The sequence below is a fragment of the Streptomyces sp. CRN 30 genome, assembly GCF_034105845.1.
In genome coordinates this window covers 1-19,564 of record NZ_JAVRHI010000350.1, presented here as the reverse complement: position 1 = coordinate 19,564, position 19,564 = coordinate 1, and the positions used below count along the sequence as shown (strand labels likewise).

The 19,564-nt window shown below is 73.6% G+C and carries 19 protein-coding genes and 1 pseudogene; 14 read left to right on the top strand and 6 right to left on the bottom strand.

The features are described 5' to 3' along the window. From alr to UW392_RS37385, 4 genes are all read left to right on the top strand, one after another. Positions 1–960 (top strand): alanine racemase (gene alr, locus UW392_RS37400; RefSeq protein ID WP_320779679.1); only part of this gene is annotated, 960 nt, incomplete at its 5' end. Positions 961–1,111: 151 nt separating this feature from the next. Next, the gene (locus UW392_RS37395; RefSeq protein ID WP_320779678.1) at positions 1,112–2,308 is read left to right on the top strand and encodes an alpha/beta hydrolase; all 1,197 of its coding nucleotides are present in this window, start codon (positions 1,112–1,114) and stop codon (positions 2,306–2,308) included. Between the two features lie 69 nt (positions 2,309–2,377). After that, on the top strand, positions 2,378–2,911 hold the full coding sequence (gene tsaE, locus UW392_RS37390; protein WP_320779677.1) for a tRNA (adenosine(37)-N6)-threonylcarbamoyltransferase complex ATPase subunit type 1 TsaE: 534 nt from the start codon (positions 2,378–2,380) through the stop codon (positions 2,909–2,911). A 232-nt stretch (positions 2,912–3,143) separates the two neighbouring features. Next, complete coding sequence (locus tag UW392_RS37385) at positions 3,144–3,359, top strand: hypothetical protein (RefSeq protein WP_320779676.1); 216 nt, start codon at positions 3,144–3,146, stop codon at positions 3,357–3,359. Positions 3,360–3,407: 48 nt separating this feature from the next. Here the strand turns inward: UW392_RS37385 and UW392_RS37380 are convergent, their stop codons facing one another. Next, positions 3,408–3,962: a hypothetical protein gene (locus UW392_RS37380; RefSeq protein WP_320779675.1), complete on the bottom strand. Its 555-nt coding sequence runs from the start codon at positions 3,960–3,962 to the stop codon at positions 3,408–3,410. A gap of 134 nt (positions 3,963–4,096) precedes the next feature. Between UW392_RS37380 and tsaB the strand changes: the two genes are divergently transcribed. Genes tsaB through UW392_RS37360 form a run of 4 tightly spaced genes read left to right on the top strand, consistent with a single transcriptional unit; the run spans position 4,097 to position 6,681 of the window. Then, a complete protein-coding gene (gene tsaB, locus UW392_RS37375) occupies positions 4,097–4,750 on the top strand; it encodes a tRNA (adenosine(37)-N6)-threonylcarbamoyltransferase complex dimerization subunit type 1 TsaB (protein ID WP_320779674.1) in 654 nt (217 codons plus the stop codon). Between the two features lie 38 nt (positions 4,751–4,788). Beyond that, positions 4,789–5,325 (top strand): GNAT family N-acetyltransferase, encoded by a 537-nt coding sequence (locus UW392_RS37370; RefSeq protein WP_320779683.1) that lies wholly within the window; start codon positions 4,789–4,791, stop codon positions 5,323–5,325. Beyond that, a complete protein-coding gene (gene tsaD / locus UW392_RS37365; protein ID WP_320779673.1) occupies positions 5,318–6,421 on the top strand; it encodes a tRNA (adenosine(37)-N6)-threonylcarbamoyltransferase complex transferase subunit TsaD in 1,104 nt (367 codons plus the stop codon). The genes UW392_RS37370 and tsaD overlap by 8 nt, the downstream gene beginning before the upstream one ends. Beyond that, positions 6,418–6,681, top strand: coding sequence for a hypothetical protein (locus tag UW392_RS37360; RefSeq protein ID WP_320779672.1), 264 nt, complete (start codon positions 6,418–6,420; stop codon positions 6,679–6,681). Before tsaD ends, UW392_RS37360 begins: the two co-directional genes overlap by 4 nt. Positions 6,682–6,693: 12 nt before the next feature. Here UW392_RS37360 and UW392_RS37355 read toward each other — a convergent pair whose 3' ends face one another. Genes UW392_RS37355 through UW392_RS37340 form a run of 4 tightly spaced genes read right to left on the bottom strand, consistent with a single transcriptional unit; the run spans position 6,694 to position 12,270 of the window. Continuing rightward, positions 6,694–9,018, bottom strand: coding sequence for a glycoside hydrolase family 3 N-terminal domain-containing protein (locus UW392_RS37355; protein ID WP_320779671.1), 2,325 nt, complete (start codon positions 9,016–9,018; stop codon positions 6,694–6,696). 54 nt (positions 9,019–9,072) lie between these two features. After that, complete coding sequence (locus UW392_RS37350; protein WP_414496901.1) at positions 9,073–9,972, bottom strand: carbohydrate ABC transporter permease; 900 nt, start codon at positions 9,970–9,972, stop codon at positions 9,073–9,075. Between the two features lie 4 nt (positions 9,973–9,976). Beyond that, entirely contained in the window at positions 9,977–10,900 is a 924-nt protein-coding gene (locus UW392_RS37345; RefSeq protein WP_414496899.1) for a carbohydrate ABC transporter permease, read from the bottom strand. Then, the gene (locus tag UW392_RS37340) at positions 10,897–12,270 is read right to left on the bottom strand and encodes an ABC transporter substrate-binding protein (RefSeq protein ID WP_320779670.1); all 1,374 of its coding nucleotides are present in this window, start codon (positions 12,268–12,270) and stop codon (positions 10,897–10,899) included. The genes UW392_RS37345 and UW392_RS37340 overlap by 4 nt, the downstream gene beginning before the upstream one ends. A 118-nt stretch (positions 12,271–12,388) precedes the next feature. On the opposite strand from UW392_RS37340, the gene UW392_RS37335 reads away from it, so the two are divergent. The 5 genes from UW392_RS37335 (at position 12,389) to UW392_RS37315 (ending at position 17,985) form a co-directional block, all read left to right on the top strand. Beyond that, positions 12,389–13,447, top strand: coding sequence for a LacI family DNA-binding transcriptional regulator (locus UW392_RS37335; protein ID WP_320779669.1), 1,059 nt, complete (start codon positions 12,389–12,391; stop codon positions 13,445–13,447). 112 nt (positions 13,448–13,559) lie between these two features. After that, on the top strand, positions 13,560–14,939 hold the full coding sequence (locus UW392_RS37330) for an endo-1,4-beta-xylanase (RefSeq protein WP_320779668.1): 1,380 nt from the start codon (positions 13,560–13,562) through the stop codon (positions 14,937–14,939). 154 nt (positions 14,940–15,093) lie between these two features. Then, on the top strand, positions 15,094–16,140 hold the full coding sequence (locus tag UW392_RS37325) for an LCP family protein (RefSeq protein ID WP_320779667.1): 1,047 nt from the start codon (positions 15,094–15,096) through the stop codon (positions 16,138–16,140). A 101-nt stretch (positions 16,141–16,241) separates the two neighbouring features. Then, positions 16,242–16,595 carry a YciI family protein gene (locus UW392_RS37320; RefSeq protein ID WP_320779666.1) on the top strand — a complete coding sequence of 118 codons (354 nt, stop codon included), beginning with the start codon at positions 16,242–16,244 and terminating at the stop codon, positions 16,593–16,595. A gap of 46 nt (positions 16,596–16,641) precedes the next feature. Beyond that, entirely contained in the window at positions 16,642–17,985 is a 1,344-nt protein-coding gene (locus tag UW392_RS37315; protein ID WP_414496897.1) for an RNA polymerase sigma factor, read from the top strand. Here the strand turns inward: UW392_RS37315 and UW392_RS37310 are convergent. After that, positions 17,927–19,159: a THUMP-like domain-containing protein gene (locus UW392_RS37310; RefSeq protein ID WP_320779665.1), complete on the bottom strand. Its 1,233-nt coding sequence runs from the start codon at positions 19,157–19,159 to the stop codon at positions 17,927–17,929. The two genes, UW392_RS37315 and UW392_RS37310, sit on opposite strands and share 59 nt — an antisense overlap. Before the next feature lie 159 nt (positions 19,160–19,318). On the opposite strand from UW392_RS37310, the pseudogene UW392_RS37305 reads away from it, so the two are divergent. Next, a pseudogene (locus UW392_RS37305) lies at positions 19,319–19,564 on the top strand (polysaccharide deacetylase family protein); the annotation flags it as partial.

The following is a 19,564-nucleotide window of genomic DNA, read 5'->3' as shown; positions in this document are numbered from 1 at the left end:
GCCCTGCGCGCGGCCGGGCTGCCGGGCCGCGTCATGTGCTGGCTCTGGACGCCGGGCGGGCCCTGGCGGGAGGCGATCGAGGCCGACATCGACGTCTCGGTCAGCGGGATGTGGGCGCTGCGGGAGGTCACGGAGGCGGCGGCCCGCGCGGGCGCACGCGCGCGCGTGCACCTCAAGGCGGACACGGGCCTCGGCCGTTCCGGCTGCCAGCCGCACGACTGGCCCGAGCTGGTCGGCGCCGCCCTGCGCGCGGAGGCCGACGGACTGGTCCGGGTCGTCGGCGTCTGGTCGCACTTCGCCTGTGCCGACGAGCCCGGCCACCCCTCCATCGCGGCCCAGCTCACCCGCTTCCGCGAGATGCTCGCGCACGCCGAGGAGCGGGGCGCCCGCCTTGAGGTCCGGCACATCGCCAACTCGCCGGCCACCCTCACGCTCCCCGAGGCCCACTTCGACCTCGTGCGCACCGGCATCTCGCTCTACGGCATCTCGCCCAGCCCCGAGACCGGCACCCCGGAGGACTTCGGGCTGCGGCCGGTGATGACGCTCAGCGCGTCGCTCGCCCTGGTCAAACACGTCCCGCCGGGCCACGGCGTCAGCTACGGGCACCACTACACCACCCCGGGCGCCACCACCCTCGGCCTCGTCCCCGTCGGCTACGCGGACGGTGTCCCGCGCCACGCCTCCGGCACCGGTCCGGTGCTCGTGGCCGGCAAGTGGCGCACGGTCGCGGGGCGGATCGCGATGGACCAGTTCGTGGTCGACCTGGGCGGGGACGAGCCGCCCGTGGGCACCCGGGCCGTCCTCTTCGGGCCGGGTGACGCGGGCGAGCCGACCGCCGAGGACTGGGCGAAGGCGGCGGGCACCATCGCCTACGAGGTCGTCACGCGCATCGGGACACGCGTTCCGCGCGTCTACGTGGACAACGGAGACCTTTCGGACGGGGCCGACGCCGCTGGGTGAACCGCGGACGATCGGTCACATGGACCGCCCCCGTTCGGGTGACCCCCTAGGTATGCGGACGGCGAGCGCAGCACCACCACGACCAGAGGACGACACCAGACCGTCCGGTGGGCCGTACCGGCCACCGGACCCCGGTGAGGAGGAGCGGGACGTGAGCGAGAGCAGCGCGGAGGCGGTGGAGGCCGTCACGGCCGCGGCCGCCGCCGGGTCCTGGCGCAGGGCCGGTCTCGCGGGCGTGGCGATAGGCGTGGTCGCCGCGGGCGCCGCCGCCGGAGTGGCGGTCGAGCGGCTCACCGTGGGCCGCGGCATGCGCCGGAAGGCGCGGCTCGCGCTCGACGCGGCCGGACCGTACGGGGCGCTGCGCGGCACCCCCGGCAAGGCGCGGGCCGACGACGGCACGGAGCTGTACTACGAGGTCGACGAGGTGGAGCAGGACCCCGGCCTCGCTCCCCGCAGACGCCGGCTCTTCGGCCGCCGGACCCCTGCCCCGGTCACCGTCGTCTTCAGCCATGGCTACTGCCTCAACCAGGACTCCTGGCACTTCCAGCGGGCCGCGCTGCGCGGCGTCGTCCGCACCGTGCACTGGGACCAGCGCAGCCACGGCCGCTCGGGACGCGGCGCGGCCCAGGCGGACGGCGGGGCGCCGGTCACCATAGACCAGCTCGGCCGCGACCTGAAGGCGGTCATCGACACGGCCGCGCCCCGCGGGCCGATCGTGCTCGCCGGGCACTCCATGGGCGGCATGACGGTGATGGCGCTGGCCGCCCAGTTCCCCGAACTGGTCCGGGAGCGGGTGGTGGGCGTGGCCCTCGTGGGCACGTCGTCGGGGCGGCTCGGCGAGGTGAACTTCGGGCTGCCGGTCGCGGGCGTCAACGCGGTGCGGCGGGTCCTGCCCGGAGTGCTGAAGGCGCTCGGGCAGCGGGCGGAGCTGGTGGAGCGGGGCCGGCGGGCCACGGCCGACCTGTTCGCCTCGGTCATCAAGCGGTACTCGTTCGCGTCGCGGGACGTGGACCCGGCGGTGGCGCGCTTCGCCGAGCGGATGATCGAGAGCACCCCGATCGACGTGGTCGCCGAGTACTACCCGGCCTTCGACGACCACGACAAGACGGAGGCGCTGGCGCACTTCGCCGGCCTGCCGGTGCTCGTGCTGGCCGGGGTCGACGACCTGGTCACCCCCAGCGGGCACAGCGAGGCGATCGCGCAGCTGCTGCCGGACGCGGAGCTGGTGCTCGTACCGGACGCCGGGCACCTGGTGATGCTGGAACACCCCGAGGCCGTCATAGACCGGCTCGCCGAGCTCCTCACGCGGGCGAGGGAGCGGGCGCGCGGCGCGGTCCTGCGGGGGTGAGCCGGCCGGGGCGCCCGCGGCGGAGGCGGGGGACCGTGGGGAGGGCCGGCAGGGGCTACCGTGGGGGCCATGGAAGCACCCGCAGCACCGCACGACCCCGCTGGGGTTCCCGTGCCGGACGTCACCGCCGAGCTCACCGTCGACTCCCCGGACCGGATGCGGGAGCTGGGCCGCCGCCTCGCCGGACTGCTGCGCGCGGGCGACCTCGTGATGCTCACCGGCGAGCTCGGCGCGGGCAAGACCACGCTGACCCGGGGGCTCGGTGAGGGGCTGGGCGTGCGGGGCGCGGTCACCTCGCCGACGTTCGTCATCGCGCGCGTCCACCCCTCCCTGGGCGACGGGCCGCCGCTGGTCCACGTGGACGCGTACCGCCTGGGCGGCGGGCTCGACGAGATGGAGGACCTCGACCTCGACGTGTCCCTGCCGGACTCGGTGGTGGTCGTGGAGTGGGGCGAGGGCAAGGTCGAGGAACTGACCGAGGACCGCCTGCACCTGTTCATCCACCGGGCGGTGGGCGACACGACGGACGAGGTGCGGCAGGTGAGGCTGACGGGCATCGGGGACCGCTGGGCCACGGCGGACCTGGGCGCGCTCCGGTCCTGAAGGCCCGGCCGGCGGCACGGCAAGAACACCAGCACCAGCGCAACTCGCGACGTGGTCGGGCCCGGGGTGTTTCGGCACCTTGGGCCCGACCACGTCGTGTCGTAGCTTCCGCCTATTAACCGACATGCCGTCGGCAACATATTGCGTTCGGCGTCCCCGGCGTGGTCACATGGTATCCAGTCCGTGGTTAGGTTTACCTAACTCGCCCGCCCCCGCAGCCCAGGAGGCGTCCATGCAGGCGTCAGAACGCGAGAGGGCACTGCCGCGCGCGGTGCCGACGGCCACGACGGCCGGGCCGACGGGAACGGGGACGTCAGGAGTGGCCGGAGTCCCGATGCGGGACCTGCTGGCCTCGTGCGCCGCCGCCAGCGCGGTGTCCACACCGCCGCGCGCCCCCGCCGTGACGCCCCCGGCGGGCGAGACGCGACGGCACCCCGAGGCCGCGTAGCCGGTCCGGGGGCGGTGCCTGCCCGAGCCGTGCCTGCCCGGGCCGCGCCTACTTCACGACGACGACCGTGGCCCCGCTCGTCGCGAACTCCCACATCGCCGCGCCGTCCTCGCGGGACTCACGGATGCCGCCCGTCCTGACGGTCGGGTCGGGGGTGGGCGTGGAGCCGTCGACCGCGGCACTGAAGCCGATCGGGACGCCGTCGACCGTGGTGAAGAGGACGACGTTCTCGATGGGCACGCCGTCGGAACCGGTGACCGCGTTGTTGCGGGAGGTGACCTGGTAGGTCCCCGCGGGCGGGTCGACGGTGCTGGGGGTGACCACGAAGGAGCGGCGCACCTTCCCGTCCGCGCCGACCAGCCAGACCCGGTCCTTGCCGAGCGAGTACACGACCCGCTCGCCCGTGCCCGACTCCGCGGGCAGGGCCGTCGGGTCCTCCTGCTTCGCGGGAGCCGACGACCGTGCGGCCGCCGGTGACTTTGAAGCGGCCGGCCGGCCCAGGTCGTCCGGCACGTTCGCCGATGCCTGGTAGGCGAGGAAACCGACTGCGGCGATGGCTGCCGCGGTGAGCCCGGCCACGATTCCCGAGCTGCTCTTGGCCACCTTCTGCGCCCACCCTTCGAACGTCCGTGCGTCATCGTCATCGCTGGTGCGTACGTCTCGCAGTGACGGTAGCAGCAGGGGAGGGGGAGGCCGGGTCGGCAGCCTCCCCGGCTCGGGCGCCGTAGGCTGTTTGCGTGCTCTTGCTCGCTCTGGATACCGCCACTCCCGCCGTCACCGTCGCCCTGCACGACGGGACGGCCGTCGTCGCCTCGTCGAGCCAGGTGGACGCGCGCCGGCACGGGGAGCTGCTGCTGCCCGCCGTCGACCGGGTCCTGGCCGAGGCGGGCACCCGACTCGACGCCGTCACCGGCATCGCCGTCGGCGTCGGGCCCGGCCCGTACACCGGGCTGCGCGTCGGCCTCATGACCGCCGACACCTTCGGCCTCGCCCTCGGGGTCCCCGTCCACGGACTGTGCACGCTGGACGCCCTCGCCTACGCCGCCGACCTCGACGGACCGTTCGTCGTGGCGACGGACGCCCGCCGCAAGGAGGTGTACTGGGCCCGCTACGCGGACTCCCGCACCCGTGTCACCGAGCCCGCCGTCGACCGGCCCGCGGACATCGCGGACGCGGTGGCCGGGCTGCCCGCCGTCGGCGCGGGCGCGCTGCTCTACCCCGACACCTTCGCCGGCGCCCACGAGCCGGAACACGTGTCGGCGGCCGCGCTCGCCTCCCTGGCGGCCGAGAGGCTGGCCGCGGGCGAGGAACTGCCCGCGCCCCGGCCGCTGTACCTGCGCCGGCCCGACGCGCAGGTGCCCAAGAACTACAAGGTGGTCACCCCCAAGTGACCCAGGTGACCGGAGCCGGGACCACCGTGCTGCGCGAGATGCGCTGGTGGGACATCGATCCCGTACTGGAGCTGGAGAAGGGCCTCTTCCCCGAGGACGCCTGGTCGCGGGGGATGTTCTGGTCGGAGCTGGCCCACGCGCGCGGGCACGGCGCGACACGGCGGTACGTCGTGGCCGAGGAAGCGACGGAGGGAACGGCAGCGGAGACGGCCGAGGAGGGGGCGGGGGCCGGGGCGAGGCCCCGGCTGGTCGGCTACGCGGGCCTCGCCGCCTCCGGCGAGCTGGCGGACGTCCAGACGATCGCCGTCGCCCGCGACCACTGGGGCACCGGCCTCGGCGGCCGGCTGCTGACCGAACTGCTCCGGGCGGCGACCGCCTTCGAATGCGCCGAAGTGATGCTGGAGTGCCGGGTCGACAACTCCCGGGCGCAACGGCTCTACGAACGCTTCGGCTTCGAACCGATCGGCTTCAGACGCGGTTACTACCAGCCGGGGAACGTGGACGCCCTGGTCATGCGGCTGACCGACCCTGCAACCTCCGTGAACGGCGTACAAGGAACCGACATCAATGGCTGACTCACGCGACGAGCCGCTCGTCCTCGGCATCGAGACCTCCTGCGACGAGACCGGTGTCGGCATCGTCCGCGGCACCACCCTGCTCGCCGACGCCATCGCCTCCAGCGTCGACGAGCACGCCCGCTTCGGCGGGGTCGTCCCCGAGGTGGCGTCCCGCGCCCACCTGGAGGCGATGGTCCCCACCATCCAGCGCGCCCTGAAGGACGCGGGCGTCAGCGCCAAGGACCTCGACGGCGTCGCGGTCACCGCGGGCCCCGGCCTCGCGGGCGCGCTGCTCGTCGGCGTCTCGGCCGCGAAGGCGTTCGCGTACGCGCTCGGCAAGCCCCTCTACGGCGTCAACCACCTGGCCTCCCACATCTGCGTGGACCAGCTGGAGCACGGCCCGCTGCCCGAGCCCACGATGGCGCTGCTGGTCAGCGGCGGGCACTCCTCCCTGCTGCTGTCCACGGACATCACCTCCGACGTGAAGCCGATGGGCGCGACCATCGACGACGCGGCCGGCGAGGCCTTCGACAAGGTCGCGCGCGTGCTGAACCTCGGTTTCCCCGGTGGCCCGGTCATCGACCGGTACGCGCGCGAGGGCGACCCGGAGGCCATCGCGTTCCCGCGGGGGCTGACCGGGCCGCGCGACGCGGCGTACGACTTCTCCTTCTCCGGGCTGAAGACCGCGGTGGCCCGCTGGATCGAGGCCAAGCGGGCGGCCGGCGAGGAGGTGCCGGTGCGCGACGTGTCCGCGTCCTTCCAGGAGGCCGTGGTGGACGTGCTGACCCGCAAGGCCGTACGGGCCTGCAAGGACCAGGGCGTCGACCACCTGATGATCGGCGGCGGCGTCGCGGCCAACTCCCGGCTGCGCGCCCTCGCCCAGGAGCGCTGCGAGGCCGCCGGCATCCGACTCCGGGTGCCCCGGCCGAAGCTGTGCACGGACAACGGCGCCATGGTCGCGGCGCTCGGCGCGGAGATGGTCGCCCGGAACCGCGCCGCCTCCGACTGGGACCTCTCGGCGGACTCCTCGCTGCCGGTGACCGACCCGCACGTGCCCGGTCGTCACCACCACGACCACGTGCACGAGGTCAGCAAGGAGAACCTGTACTCGTGACCGTCGCCCTGATGTGGGAGGCCCGGGCCGTCCCCGGGCGCGGAGCGGACCTCCTCGCCTGGGCCCGGGCGCAGGAGCTGCCGACGGCACCGCTGCGCCGCGAGACCCTCCGCGCCCCGCAGGACCGGGTCCTGGTCCTCACCTGGTGGGACGCCCCGTACGACGCCGACCTCCCCGAACTGCCCGAGCCGGCCGCGGACCTGGTGACCCGGGCGGTGCACCGGTGGCGGTTCGAGTCGGTGGACGTGGCGGAGGACTGAGGCGGCGGGACCTCATTCCGGTGCCGACACCTCGGTCGCGCAGCGCAGCCGCCGGCCGGGGCCGAGCACCCGCTCCGGTCCCGTCAGCGTCAGCCGCGCGGTGTGCCGGACGTCCGCGGCGGAGGCGGCCAGCCGCAGTTCCAGCGCGCCCGGCTCCACGATCCGGCGGCCCGCGCGGCCGGTGAACGCCGACAGGTCCGGGTGGAAGCGGAAGGTGATCCGCCGCGCCTCGCCCGGGGCGAGCTCCACCCGCCGGTAGCCGATCAGCCGGACGTCCGGCCGGGTCACCTGGGCGACCGGGTCGTGCAGGTAGAGCTGGACGACCTCGGCGCCCGCGCGCTCACCCGTGTTGGTGACGGTGACCGCCAGGTCGTACGACCCGTCCGTGGGAATCTCCGTGTCCGGCGCCGTGACACCGCTCCAGGTGAACTCGGTGTACGAGCGGCCGTGCCCGAAGGGGAACAGCGGGGTCGGGTCGAGGCTGCTGACCTCGCCCGCGAGGCCCAGCGGCGGCTGGAGGTACGTCCACGGCTGGCCGCCGGGGGAGCGGGGCACGCTCACCGGGAGCCGGCCCGAGGGGTTCACGCGGCCGGAGAGGACACCCGCCACCGCGGGACCGCCCTCCTCGCCCGGGAAGAACGCCTGCACGGTCGCGGCGACCTTCCCGTCCCAGCGGCCGAGCGCGTACGGGCGGCCGGTCAGCAGCACCAGCACCACCGGCACCCCGGTCGCGACCAGCGCGTCCAGCAGCTCCCCCTGCACCCCGGGCAGGGTCAGGTCGGCCACGTCGCAGCCCTCGCCCGAGGTGCCCCGGCCGAACAGCCCCGCCCGGTCGCCGAGGACCGCCACGCACACGTCCGCCTCGGCGGCCCGCGCCACGGCCGCCGCGAAACCGGAGGTGTCCGGGTCGGAGGTGTCGCAGCCCTCGGTATACGTGATCTTGGCGTCGGGGAGTTCGCCGCGCAGGGCCTGAAGGACGGTGGGGATCTCGATGCCCACCGGCTTGTCGGGGTGCTGGACGCCCACGTGGGACGGGAACGAGTAGCAGCCGAGCATGGCCAGCGGGTCGTCCGCGCGCGGGCCCACCACCGCGATACGGGTGTCCGGGGCGAGCGGCAGCAGCCCGTCCGGGTTGGCGAGCAGGACCACGGACTCCTCGGCCAGCCGGCGGGCGAGGGCGCGGTTGGCCGCCGAGTCCAGGTCGATCCGCTCCGCCGGCGCGGGCTCCCAGTCCTCGTCCAGCAGCCCCAGCTCGCACTTCTGGAGCAGCACCCGGCGCGCCGCCCGGTCCACCAGCGACTCGTCGACCGTGCCCGCCCGGACCGCGTCCACCAGCGCGTCCCCGTAGCAGCGCAGTGTCGGCAGCTCCACGTCGATGCCCGCCGCCAGCGCCGCGTGCGCCGCCTCGGCCGGGGAGCCGGCCACCTTGTGCAGGGTCTCCAGGAAGCCGATGCCGAAGTAGTCGGCGACCACCGTGCCGGTGAAGCCCCACTCGTCGCGCAGCAGCCGGGTCAGCAGGGCGGGGTCCGCCGACGCCGGCACGCCGTCGACCTCGTTGTAGGCCGCCATCACCGAGCGGGCGCCGCCCTCCCGCAGCGCCATCTCGAACGGCACCAGCGTCACGTCCGCGAACTCCCGCGCCCCGGCCCGCACCGGCGCGAGGTTGCGGGCGCCCGCCGAGGACGCGTACCCGGCGAAGTGCTTCAGCGTGGCGACGACGCCGGCCGACTCCAGGCCCCGTACGTACGCGGTGCCGATGGTGCCGACCAGGTACGGGTCCTCGCCGATGGTCTCCTCCACGCGGCCCCAGCGCAGGTCCCGCACCACGTCCAGGACCGGGGCCAGGCCCTGGTGGACGCCGACGGAGGCCAGGTCGTGACCGATGCGCACGGCCATCTCCTCGACGAGACCGGGGTCGAAGGTCGCGCCCCAGGCCAGCGGCACCGGGTAGGCGGTCGCGCCCCAGGCCGTGAAGCCCGCCAGGCACTCCTCGTGGGCGACGGCCGGGATGCCGAACCGGTTCGCCTCGGCTATCCGGCGCTGGGCGCGGGCCAGTGCCTGCGCGCCCAGCGCCGGGTCCACGGGGGCCGTGCCGAAGGACCGGGTGAGCTGGCCGAGACCGCGGGTGATCAGCTCGCCCCAGTCGTACTCCGCGGTCATCTCGTGCTGGTGCGGGGCGACCCCGTCGCCGTCCGTGTCGGCGCCCACCCACACGCCGTAGAGCTGGGCGGTCTTCTCCTCCAGGGTCATCCGGGCGAGGAGGTCGTCGACCCGGGCGGCGGCGGGCAGGGCGGAGTCACGCCAGGGGGCGGGGTCGCGCCGAGGGGCGGTGGTCATGGAACTCCTGTCGAGGCTGTAGGGAGGGAGCGCCGGGCGGCCGCGGAGCGGTCCTCACTTGCCGCCCACACCCATCAGGCCGTTCACGAGCGCGCGGCGGGCCAGCAGGTAGACGACGAAGATCGGGACGCCGGAGAGGACGACGGAGGCGAGCAACGCGGGGATGTTGACGCCGAACTGGCTCACGTAGTTGAAGAGCCCGAGGGTGAGCACGCGCGGGCCGTCCGACTGGGTGAAGATCAGCGGGAAGAGGAAGCCGTTCCAGGCCTGGAGCGCGGAGTAGATCACCACCGTGCTGATGCCGCCCTTGGCGAGCGGCACCGTGAGCTGGAGCAGCATCCGCAGCGGTGAGGCGCCGTCCAGCGCCATGGCCTCGTACAGCTCCTCCGAGATGTCGCGCAGCGTGCCGGTCAGGATCAGCACCGAGACCGGCATCGCGAAGGCCGCCGTCGGCAGGATGACCGCGAGCAGCGTGTCGTACAGGCCGAGCTCGGAGATCAGCAGGTACAGCGGGACCACGACCGCCTGCGCCGGGATCGCGACGCCCAGCAGGAACAGCCGGAACGCAGCCCCCGACCAGCGGGTGCGGGCGCGCACGGCGACGTACGCGAGGGGTATCGACAGCACGAGCACGAGGGCGACGACCGCCACCGCGACGATCACCGTGTTGGTGAGGAGGTGGCCGAAGCCGCTGTCGAGGACGGTGCCGTAGTTGTCGAGGGTGGGGTTGGTGGGCGGTCTCAGGGGGTTCTCGGTGAGCGCCTGCTCCTGGGGGGTGAGCGAGGCCGACAGCATCGCGTAGATCGGGACCAGGACGATCAGCAGCCACACGGTGGCACCGAGACCGGCCACCGGGTTCGGACGCCGGGACCAGTGCGTACGGCGGGGTGCCTGGGGCGGGCGGCCGGCGGGCTCGGCGGTCCGCGGAGGACGCGGCAGCGTGGTGTGTGACACTCCGTCACATCCCTTCTCGGGTGCTGCGCATGGAGCCGAAGCCGGTCAGCCGGACCAGCAGCAGGGAGAGCCCGGTGGCGGCGATGACGAGGAACGAGGCGATGGCGCTCGCATAGCCGAAGTCGTACGACTCGAAGCCCGCCTCGTACATCAGGTACGGCAGGATCGCGGTGTCGGTGCCCGGGCCGCCCCTGGTCAGCAGCAGCACGGTCTCGAAGTACGTGAGCGAGCCGGCGATCATCATCACGCTCGACGTCGTCATGGTGTGGCGGAGCTGGGGCAGCGTGATCGAGAAGAACTGGCGGTAGCGGCCCGCGCCGTCGACGGTCGCCGCCTGGTACAGGACCGCCGGGATCTGCCGGGCACCGCCCTGGTAGATCAGCGTGTGCAGCGGGATGAACTGCCAGCCGCCGACGAACACGATGGCGAGGAACGCCCCGTTGGACGAGCCGAGGACGCCGGTGCGGAGGACGCCGAAGTTCGGGTCCAACAGGGCGTAGAAGAGCAGCGCGATCGCGGCGGAGGACAGCACCAGCGGCACGAAGAAGACCGCGGAGAGGACGGCGCGGTTGCGCTGGGGGCCCGCCGCCCACACGCCGAGCAGCAGCGCCACCACCGTCTGGAACGCCCAGCTGCACACCGTCAGCAGGACGGTCAGCCACAGGGACTGGGTCAGCCGCGGGTCGTCCAGCAGCTTCTCCCAGTTGGCGAGGCCCACCGGCTTCGGGTCGCTGAGGCCGTCCCACTCGGTGAAGGACAGGTAGAGGGCCAGGGCCATCGGGACGAGGGCGAAGAAGGCGAAGAACAGGACGCCGGGCAGCGCCCAGGCGGCGTGCGGCCGGCCCGCACGCGCGCCCTTCGCAGGCCCTTTCGCGGGCCGGGCGGCCGCGGGCCGCCCGGATGGCCGCTTGTCGACCGTGACGCTCACTTCAGCCCCTTGCACGCCGCCACGAACTGGCTCGGGCTCGACTTCCCCGCGAAGAGCTTGCCGATCTCCGTGTGCATCTTGGTGCCGAGCTCGTCGCCGAGCGCCTGGTCCCAGGAGAGCGTGAAGGCGGGGGCCTTCGCGACCATGTCGTACTGGAACCTCGCGTACTCGGGGTTCGGTGCCGCGTCCAGCAGCTTGGCCGCGTTCGAGGTGGTCGGCACGTCGCCGTTGTCGACCAGGGCCTGCGCGTACTCCTCGGAGGCACAGTCCTTGAGGAAGGCGATGGCCGCGTCCTTGTTCTCGGTCCGGGCGTTGATCGACCAGTAGTTGGTGGGGTTGCCGACCACGTTGCGGACGTCGCCGGTGCCGCCCTCGATCGCGGGGAAGGCCGTCCAGCCCAGGTCCTTGCGGGCGAAGTCGGGGAACTTGCCGAGCTGCGTCGAGTACTCCCACGAGCCCATCAGGTGCATGGCCGCCCTGCCCTTGGCGAAGACCGCGGGCGCGCTGTCGTTGGTGTACGCCACCGAGGTGAAGTCGGAGCCGAAGGCACCGTCGTCGACGAGTTCCTTCACCATCTCGGCCGCCCTGACCATGGCCGGGTCGCCCCAGCCCTCGGCGTCGCCGTCCTGGATGCGCCGGAAGACCTCGGGGCCGCCGATGCGGTCGACCAGGTACTCCAGCCACATCAGTTCGGGCCAGAGGTCGGCGCCGCCGAGCGCGAAGGGGGTGATGCCTGCCTTTTTCAGCTTGGCGTTGTTGTCGAGCAGCTGGTCCCAGGTGGTGGGCGGCCGCAGCTTGTGCTCGGCGAAGACGGACTTGCTGTAGAAGAGGATCACCGGCTGCATGCCGCGCATGGGGACGCCGTAGTGACGGCCCTCGATGTCGCCGGACGAGAGCACCGAGGGGATGAAGCCGTCCCTGAGCACCGGGTCGTCCTCGATGACGTCGGTGAGGTCGACGAGCTTGCCGGCCTCCTCGTACGGCTTGATGGAGCCGCCGCCCCAGTTGAAGAAGACGTCGGGGGCGCTGGGCGAGCCCATGGCCGTACGCAGCTTCGGGGAGTAGTCGGAGCCCGGGATCCGCTGCAGCTTGATCCTGCCGCCGGTCTCCTTCGCCGCGGCCGACTTGTTGAAGCGGTCCACGGACGCCTCCTGGATCTTCACCGCGCTGTCCCCGTACACGAACGCGGTGATCTCGCCCTTGCCGCCGCCCGAGCCGCCGCTGCCGGAGCCGCAGGCGGTGAGGCCGGTGGTGAGCAGCGTGGTGGCTCCGGCGCCGAGGACCCAGCGCCTGCTGAACGCGCGGCTCGTCGGGCTCGTGCGGCTCCCCGTGGACCGCCCGCCGTTGGACAGCCCTCTGTTCGACTCCATGACAGCACCCTTCGCGGAAAAGGTCGAGCGAATGTTTCGGTTCCTGGCTCGAATGTTCCGGGAACGTAAGGCGCGCAAGGGGGTACGTCAAGGGGTCACGCAGGGATACGATCCGCCCATGAAGCCGTTGAAGACCGAGGGACCCCGGGCAGGAACGCAGGCCGCGCGTGCTCCACAGACCGCGACGCTCGCCGAGATCGCCCGCGAGGCGGGGGTCTCCGCTCCGACTGTTTCGAAGGTGCTCAACGGCCGCGCCGACGTCGCCCCCTCCACCCGCGCCCGCGTCGAGGAGCTGCTGCGCACGCACGGCTACCGGCGCCGCCGCGCCGAGGCGACCCGCTCCCCCCTGATCGACGTGGTCTTCCACGAGCTGGAGAGCGCCTGGGCGATGGAGGTCATCCGGGGTGTGGAGACCGTCGCCCGCGAGAGCGGACTGAGCGTGGTGCTGTCCGAGAGCGCGGGCCGGCTGACCCCCGGCCGCACCTGGGCCGACCAGGTCGCCGCCCGCCGCCCGCACGGCGTGGTGCTGGTCCTCTCGGGGCTCGACGCGTCCCAGCGGGCGCTGCTCACCAGCAGGTCGATCCCGTTCGTGGTGATGGACCCGGCGGGCGACCCGGGCGACGACGTGCCGTCCGTCGGCGCCACCAACTGGCAGGGCGGGCTGGCCGCCACCCGGCACCTGATCGAGCTGGGGCACGAGCGCATCGGCGCGATCAGCGGGCCGTCGCGGATGATGTGCAGCCGCGCGCGGGTGGACGGCTACCGCGCCGCCCTGGAGACGGCCGGGCTGCCGGTCGACCCGGCGCTGATCAAGGCGGGCGACTTCCACCACGAGGCCGGTTACCGCCTGGGCCTGGACCTGCTCCGCAGGCCCGACCGCCCCACGGCCGTCTTCGCCGGCAACGACCTCCAGGCGCTCGGCCTCTACGAGGCGGCGCGCGAGCTGGGGCTGCGGGTCCCCGAGGACCTGAGCGTGGTCGGGTTCGACGACCTGCCGGTGGCCCGCTGGGTGGGCCCGCCGCTGACCACCGTGCGGCAGCCGCTGATGGAGATGGCCGAGGCCGCGACACGGCTGGTGCTGGACCTGGGGCGTGCGGAGCGGCCGTCCTCGGCGACCCGGGTCGAGCTGGCGACGAGCCTGGTGGAGCGGAGCAGCACGGCGGCGCCGCGGTGCTGACGTGCTGCTGACGTATTGACGGGAGGTGCGCGCCTCTCCACACTCCTGCGGAGTCAGTCGTCCACGTCGTCGAAACTTTCGACTTCGACTCACTTCCTGCGGAGGCACCCCCATGAGAACCTCCAGACCGCCCCGGCGTCCGAGAACCTCCTTACGGACCCGGCTGGCCGCGCTGCTCACCGGCGTCTCGGTCGCCGGCGCGCTGCTGGCCGGGGCCACGGCCGCGCACGCGGCCGACGCCCCGCTGCGCGACCTCGCCGACGCCAAGGACAAGGTCATCGGCACCGCGGTCACCGGCTCCCGGCTCACCGGCACGTACGGGGAGATCGCGGGCACCGAGTTCAACGGGCTCACCCCGGGCAACGCCATGAAGTGGGGCACGGTCGAGCCCGTGCGCGGCTCGTACGACTGGGCCGAGGCCGACCGGATCGTGGAGTTCGCCGAGGCGCACGGCCAGCAGGTGCGCGGCCACACCCTCGTCTGGCACAGCCAGAACCCGAGCTGGCTGACGAACGGCAGCTGGACGGCTGCTGAGCTGGGCCAGGTGCTGGACGACCACATCGCCACCGAGGTCGGCCGCTACGAGGGCCGGCTGGCCACCTGGGACGTGGTGAACGAGCCGTTCGACGAGGACGGCACCTACCGGCGGACCCTCTGGTACGACACGCTCGGCCAGGACTACATCGCCCGGGCCCTGACCGCCGCCCGCGCGGCCGATCCGGCCGCCGAGCTGTACATCAACGACTACAACGTCGAGGGCGTCAACGCGAAGAGCACGGCGCTGTACGACCTGGTCAGGTCGCTCAAGGAGCGCGGCGTCCCGATCGACGGCGTGGGCCTCCAGGCGCACCTGATCCTCGGCCAGGTCCCCGCCTCCCTCCAGCAGAACATCCAGCGCTTCGCCGATCTCGGCGTGGACGTGGCGATCACCGAGCTCGACATCCGCATGCAGCTCCCCGCCACCCCGGCCAAGCTGGCGCAGCAGGCCGACGAGTACGAGGCGGTCGTGGCCGCGTGCGTGGCGGTGAGCCGGTGCACCGGGGTCACCGTGTGGGGTTTCACGGACTCCGACTCCTGGATCCCGGACGTCTTCGAGGGGTACGGGGCGGCCACGCCGTACGACGAGGACTACGCGCCGAAACCGGCGTACGGCGCCATCGCGACCGCGCTCGGCGGTACGACCACGCCGCCGCCGACGGACGCGTGCACGGCGGCGTACACCGTCACGGGCCAGTGGAACACCGGCTTCACGGGCCAGGTGCGGATCGCCTGCTCCGGGGCGGCGCTGTCCTCGTGGAAGGTGAGCTGGACGTACGGCGCGGGCCAGCGGATCACCCAGTCCTGGAACGCCGGCTGCACCCAGACCGGCACCCAGGTCACCTGCTCCAACGCCGCGTACAACGGGAGCGTGCCGGACGGCGGTGCGGTGACGTTCGGGTTCAACGCGAGCTGGAGCGGCAGCAATCCGGTGCCGACGGTGACCTTGGCGTGACGTTCGGTCACCCGGGGCCGGGCTTAGCCCGCGCACCATGAGATTCCCCGAAGAATCCCTGCACAGTGGTCCCCACGCGTAACAATTCGGACTTACGTTCCTACCTGTGAGTGAACGTGCGACCGAACGTGCGACCGACGGTGCAGCCGGCGGTGTGACCGGAGACGACGAACCCGCGGGCAGACGCGTGGGCCGGCGGCCGAAGCTGCTCAAGGCCGCCGGCCTCACGCTCGCCGCCCTCCTCGTGCTCGGCGCGGGAGGGGCGGGCTGGACCTACTGGCACCTGAACGACAACATCACCGGCGTCGACATCAACACCGCGCTGGGCGACGACCGGCCGCCGAGGTCCGGGGCGACCCCCGCCGCCTCCGCCGCGCCCTCCTCCGTACCGAGCGGCTCCCTGAACATCCTGGTCCTCGGCTCCGACTCGCGCAGCGGCGCGGAGAACGCGGAGCTCGGTGGCGGCGGCGAGGACTCCGGCGCCCGCTCCGACACGGCGATGGTGGTCCACCTCGACGAGGGCCGCACCACGGCGACGGTCGTCAGCATCCCGCGCGACACCCTGGTCACCCGCCCGTCCTGCCCGCTGCCGTCCGGCCGTTCGACCGCGCCGGCGGACGGGGTGATGTTCAACAGCGCGTACGCGGTGGGCGGCCCGGTCTGCGCGGTCAAGACGGTGGAGACCCTCACCGGCGTCCGCATGGACCACTACATCGAGATCGACTTCTCGGGCTTCGCGGAACTGGTGGACGCGCTGGGCGGGGTCACGGTCACCACGGACGAGGACATCGACGACGAGGACAGCCACCTGACGCTGGAGGCCGGTACCCACCACCTCGACGGCGAACAGGCCCTCGCCCTGGCCCGCACCCGCCACGGCGTGGGCGACGGCAGCGACCTCGGCCGCATCACCCTCCAGCAGGACCTGGTGAAGGCCCTCCTCGACCAGGTCTCGACCACCGACCTCCTCACCAGTCCCTCCAAGCTCTACGACGTCGCCGACACGGTGACGAGCAACCTGACGACGGACTCGGAACTCGACTCCCTGACCGCCCTGATGAGCCTGGGCCACAGCCTCGCCGACCTCACCTCCGACCGGGTGGACATGGTGACGATGCCGGTGGTGCCGGCCCCCTGGGACCGGAACCGGGTGGTGGCGCAGGAGCCGGAGGCGGGGGAGGTGTGGGAGTCGCTGCGGTAGTCCGAGAATTCTCTTCGCGACCGTGTCGATCCAGGTGTCCCTCGTTCGACGCCAAGGGTGAGAGGCGGGGAACGGCCCCGCCGCCACACCCGGGAGAGACCGTGCCCCGCTACCTGTCGCTGGTGCAGTACGACGAGAACGACATCCCCGCCGAGGGCGTCAGCCCGGAGATCCAGCACCGGATGGGCGAGCTGCTGGAGGAGATCACCAAGGCGGGGGTGCTGCTCGACACCGCCGGGCTGCTGCCGTCCGCGCAGAGCAAGAAGGTGCGTCTGGAGGGCGGCGAAGTGTCGGTCACGGACGGGCCGTTCACCGAGACCAAGGAGCTCGTGGGCGGGTACGCGCTCATGCAGTGCAAGGACATGGCCGAGGCCGTGGAGTGGGGGAAGCGTTTCGTCAGGGCGCACGTGGGCTGGACCCTCACCCTCGAGGTACGGGAGATCAACGAGGGCTGAGGCCGGGCCTTGCCCGTACGTCTGTGCGGGTGTCGGATGGTGGGCTGTGACACCACAGCCCACCACCGGCCCGTACCGCACCGGCCATGACGCCGAGCCGGCCACCACCGTCGAGACCGTCTTCCGCATCGAGTTCCCGCGCGTCGTCGCCGCCGTCACCCGCATCGTGCGGGACGTCGGCATCGCGGAGGAGCTGGCCCAGGACGCGCTGGTCGCGGCGCTGGAGCAGTGGCCGCGGGACGGGGTGCCGGACCGGCCGGGTGCCTGGCTGACGGCCGCCGCCAGGAACCGCGCGATCGACCTCGTGCGGCGACGGGAACGGTACGCGCGCAAGCTGGAGGAGGTCGGGCGGGACCTCACCGCCACCGGCGCGCACCACGTGGACGCGCCCGCCGACCCGGACGACATCGACGACGACCTGCTGCGGCTCGTCTTCACCGCGTGCCACCCCGTCCTGTCCGCCGAGGCCCGCATCGCGCTCACCCTGCGCCTCCTCGGCGGCCTGACCACGGCCGAGATCGCCCGCGCGGTCCTCGCGCCGGAGGCGACCGTCGCGCAGCGGATCGTGCGCGCCAAGCGGACCCTGGCGGCGAAGGGCGTCGCCTTCGAGGTGCCCTACGGGCCGGACCGCGAGGCCCGCCTCGGCTCCGTGCTGGAGGTCATCTACCTCGTCTTCAACGAGGGGTACGCGGCCACCGCCGGCGACGACTGGCTGCGGCCCGCCCTGTGCGAGGACGCCCTCCGGCTCGCGCGCGTGCTGGCCCAGCTGATGCCCGAGGAGAGCGAGGCGCACGGGCTGCACGCGCTGCTGGAGCTCCAGGCGTCACGCACGGCCGCCCGCACCGGACCGTCCGGCGAACCGGTGCTGCTCAAGGACCAGGACCGCCGCCGGTGGAACCGCATGCTCATCACCCGCGGCTTCGACGCGCTCGGCAGGGCGGGCGCCGCCGCCCCGGGCGCCCCCGGCCCGTACGTGCTCCAGGCCGCCATCGCCGCCTGCCACGCCCGGGCCCACACGTACGAGGAGACCGACTGGGCGCGGATCGCCACCCTCTACGGCCTGCTCGCCGTCCGCTCCCCGTCGCCCGTGGTCGAGCTGAACCGCGCGGTCGCCGTCTCGATGGCCGAGGGACCGGGCCCGGCCCTGGACATCGTCGACGGCCTGGCCGCCGAACCCGCCCTCCGCGGGTACCACCTGCTGCCGAGCGTCCGCGGCGACCTGCTCGCCCGCCTCGGCCGTACGGGAGAGGCGAGGGCCGAGTTCGAACGGGCCGCGGGGCTGGCGCGCAACGGACGGGAGCGGGACCTGCTGCTGGCGCGTGTGCGCATGCTCAGGCCGGCTGCGCCGGGTGCCCGATCAGCATCGTCGGCGCCCCCGCCACCCGCGTGAGGAACACCGTCGCCGCGTTCGGGCCCTGTGGCTTCACCTTCCGCCGCAGCTCCTCCGGCTCCACCGCCGAGCCCCGCTTCTTCACCGTCAGCACGCCGACCTCCCGCTCCCGCAGCAGGGCCTTCAGCTTCTTCACGTTGAAGGGGAGCCGGTCGGTGATGCGGTACGCGGTGGCGTACTCCGTCGGCCGGAGCTCGTCGGCGGTGACGTACGCGATCGTCGCGTCGAGCAGCCCGCCGCCGACCTCCTCGGCGACCTCGGCCACCAGGTGCGCGCGGATGACGGCCCCGTCGGGCTCGTACAGGTAGTCCCCCACGGGGCGCACCGGCGGGTCCGGCAGCCCGCGCCCGGTGAGCGTGCGCGGCCCGGGGAGCAGGGTGGCCCGTACGGTCCCCGGTCCGGGGACCGTGTCGGTGCCAGTGCCAGTGCCGGCCCCGGCGCCGAACCACAGCACCGCCTCCTTCACGTCCCCGCCGTCCGAGATCCACTCCGCCCCGGCCTCGGCGGGGACGGTCTCGTGCGGGATGCCGGGGGCGATCTTCAGCGCCGCGTGCGGGGCGCCGCGGGCCGCCCCGACGGCCCAGGAGAGCGGGGGCGAGTACGCCTCGGGGTCGAACACCCGGCCGCGGCCGCCGCGCCGGGCGGGGTCCACGAAGACCGCGTCGTACGGGGCGGTGTCCACGTCCGTGACGTCCGCCTCCCGCACCTCGATCAGCTCCGACAGGCCGAGCGCCGCCGCGTTCGCGCGGGCCACGGCCGCCGTCAGCGGATCGCGGTCCACGGCCAGCACCCGGATGCCGGCGCGGGCCAGCGCGATCGCGTCCCCGCCGATGCCGCAGCACAGATCGGCCACGGAGGTGACGCCGAGGGCGCGGAAGCGCTCCGCCCGGTAGGCCGCCACGGTCGCCCGCGTCGACTGTTCGACCCCGTTCGGCGTGAAGAACATGCGCTCCGCGTCCACCGCGCCGAACTTCGCCGCCGCCCGCTGCCGCAGCCGCGCCTGCCCGAGGGCCGCCGAGACCAGGCCGGCCGGGTGGTCGCGGCGCAGCCGGGTCGCGACCCCGAGCTCCTGCTCGGGCCGGGTGCCGCGGACCTCGTCAAGGAGGGCGCGGCCCTCGGGGGTGAGGAGGGCGGCGAGGGTGCTGAGGGGGGCCGGCTCGGCGAGGTCGTTCACCGGGACATTGTGGGCCAGCCGGTGGACGGCGCGCGTCCGGCGGCGGTGTCGGGCCCGGCGGCGGAGCCGGGGCTGGGAGGATGCGACACCATGGGATTCGTACGACAAAATGATCAAAAGCGTGCGAAGTGGACACAGGTGTGTGTGCGGTGGACGCGAGTGCGTGTCGAGTGGACGCGGGTACGGAGGCCGGCGCGGCGCGGCGCGGCCGTGCTCGCCGTCGCGGTCCTCGCCTGCGCCGGTGCGTGTGACGGCGGGACGGCGGACCGGGAGGCCAGGCCCGCGCCCGGTCAGGAGCACCACCTCGACGCCCCGCCCGCCCGTTCCCTCGACCGGTACGCCGACGGACTGCGCCGTTCCCATGCCGCCCGGGCGGCCGCCACCGCGCGGTGGGGGCTCGACGCG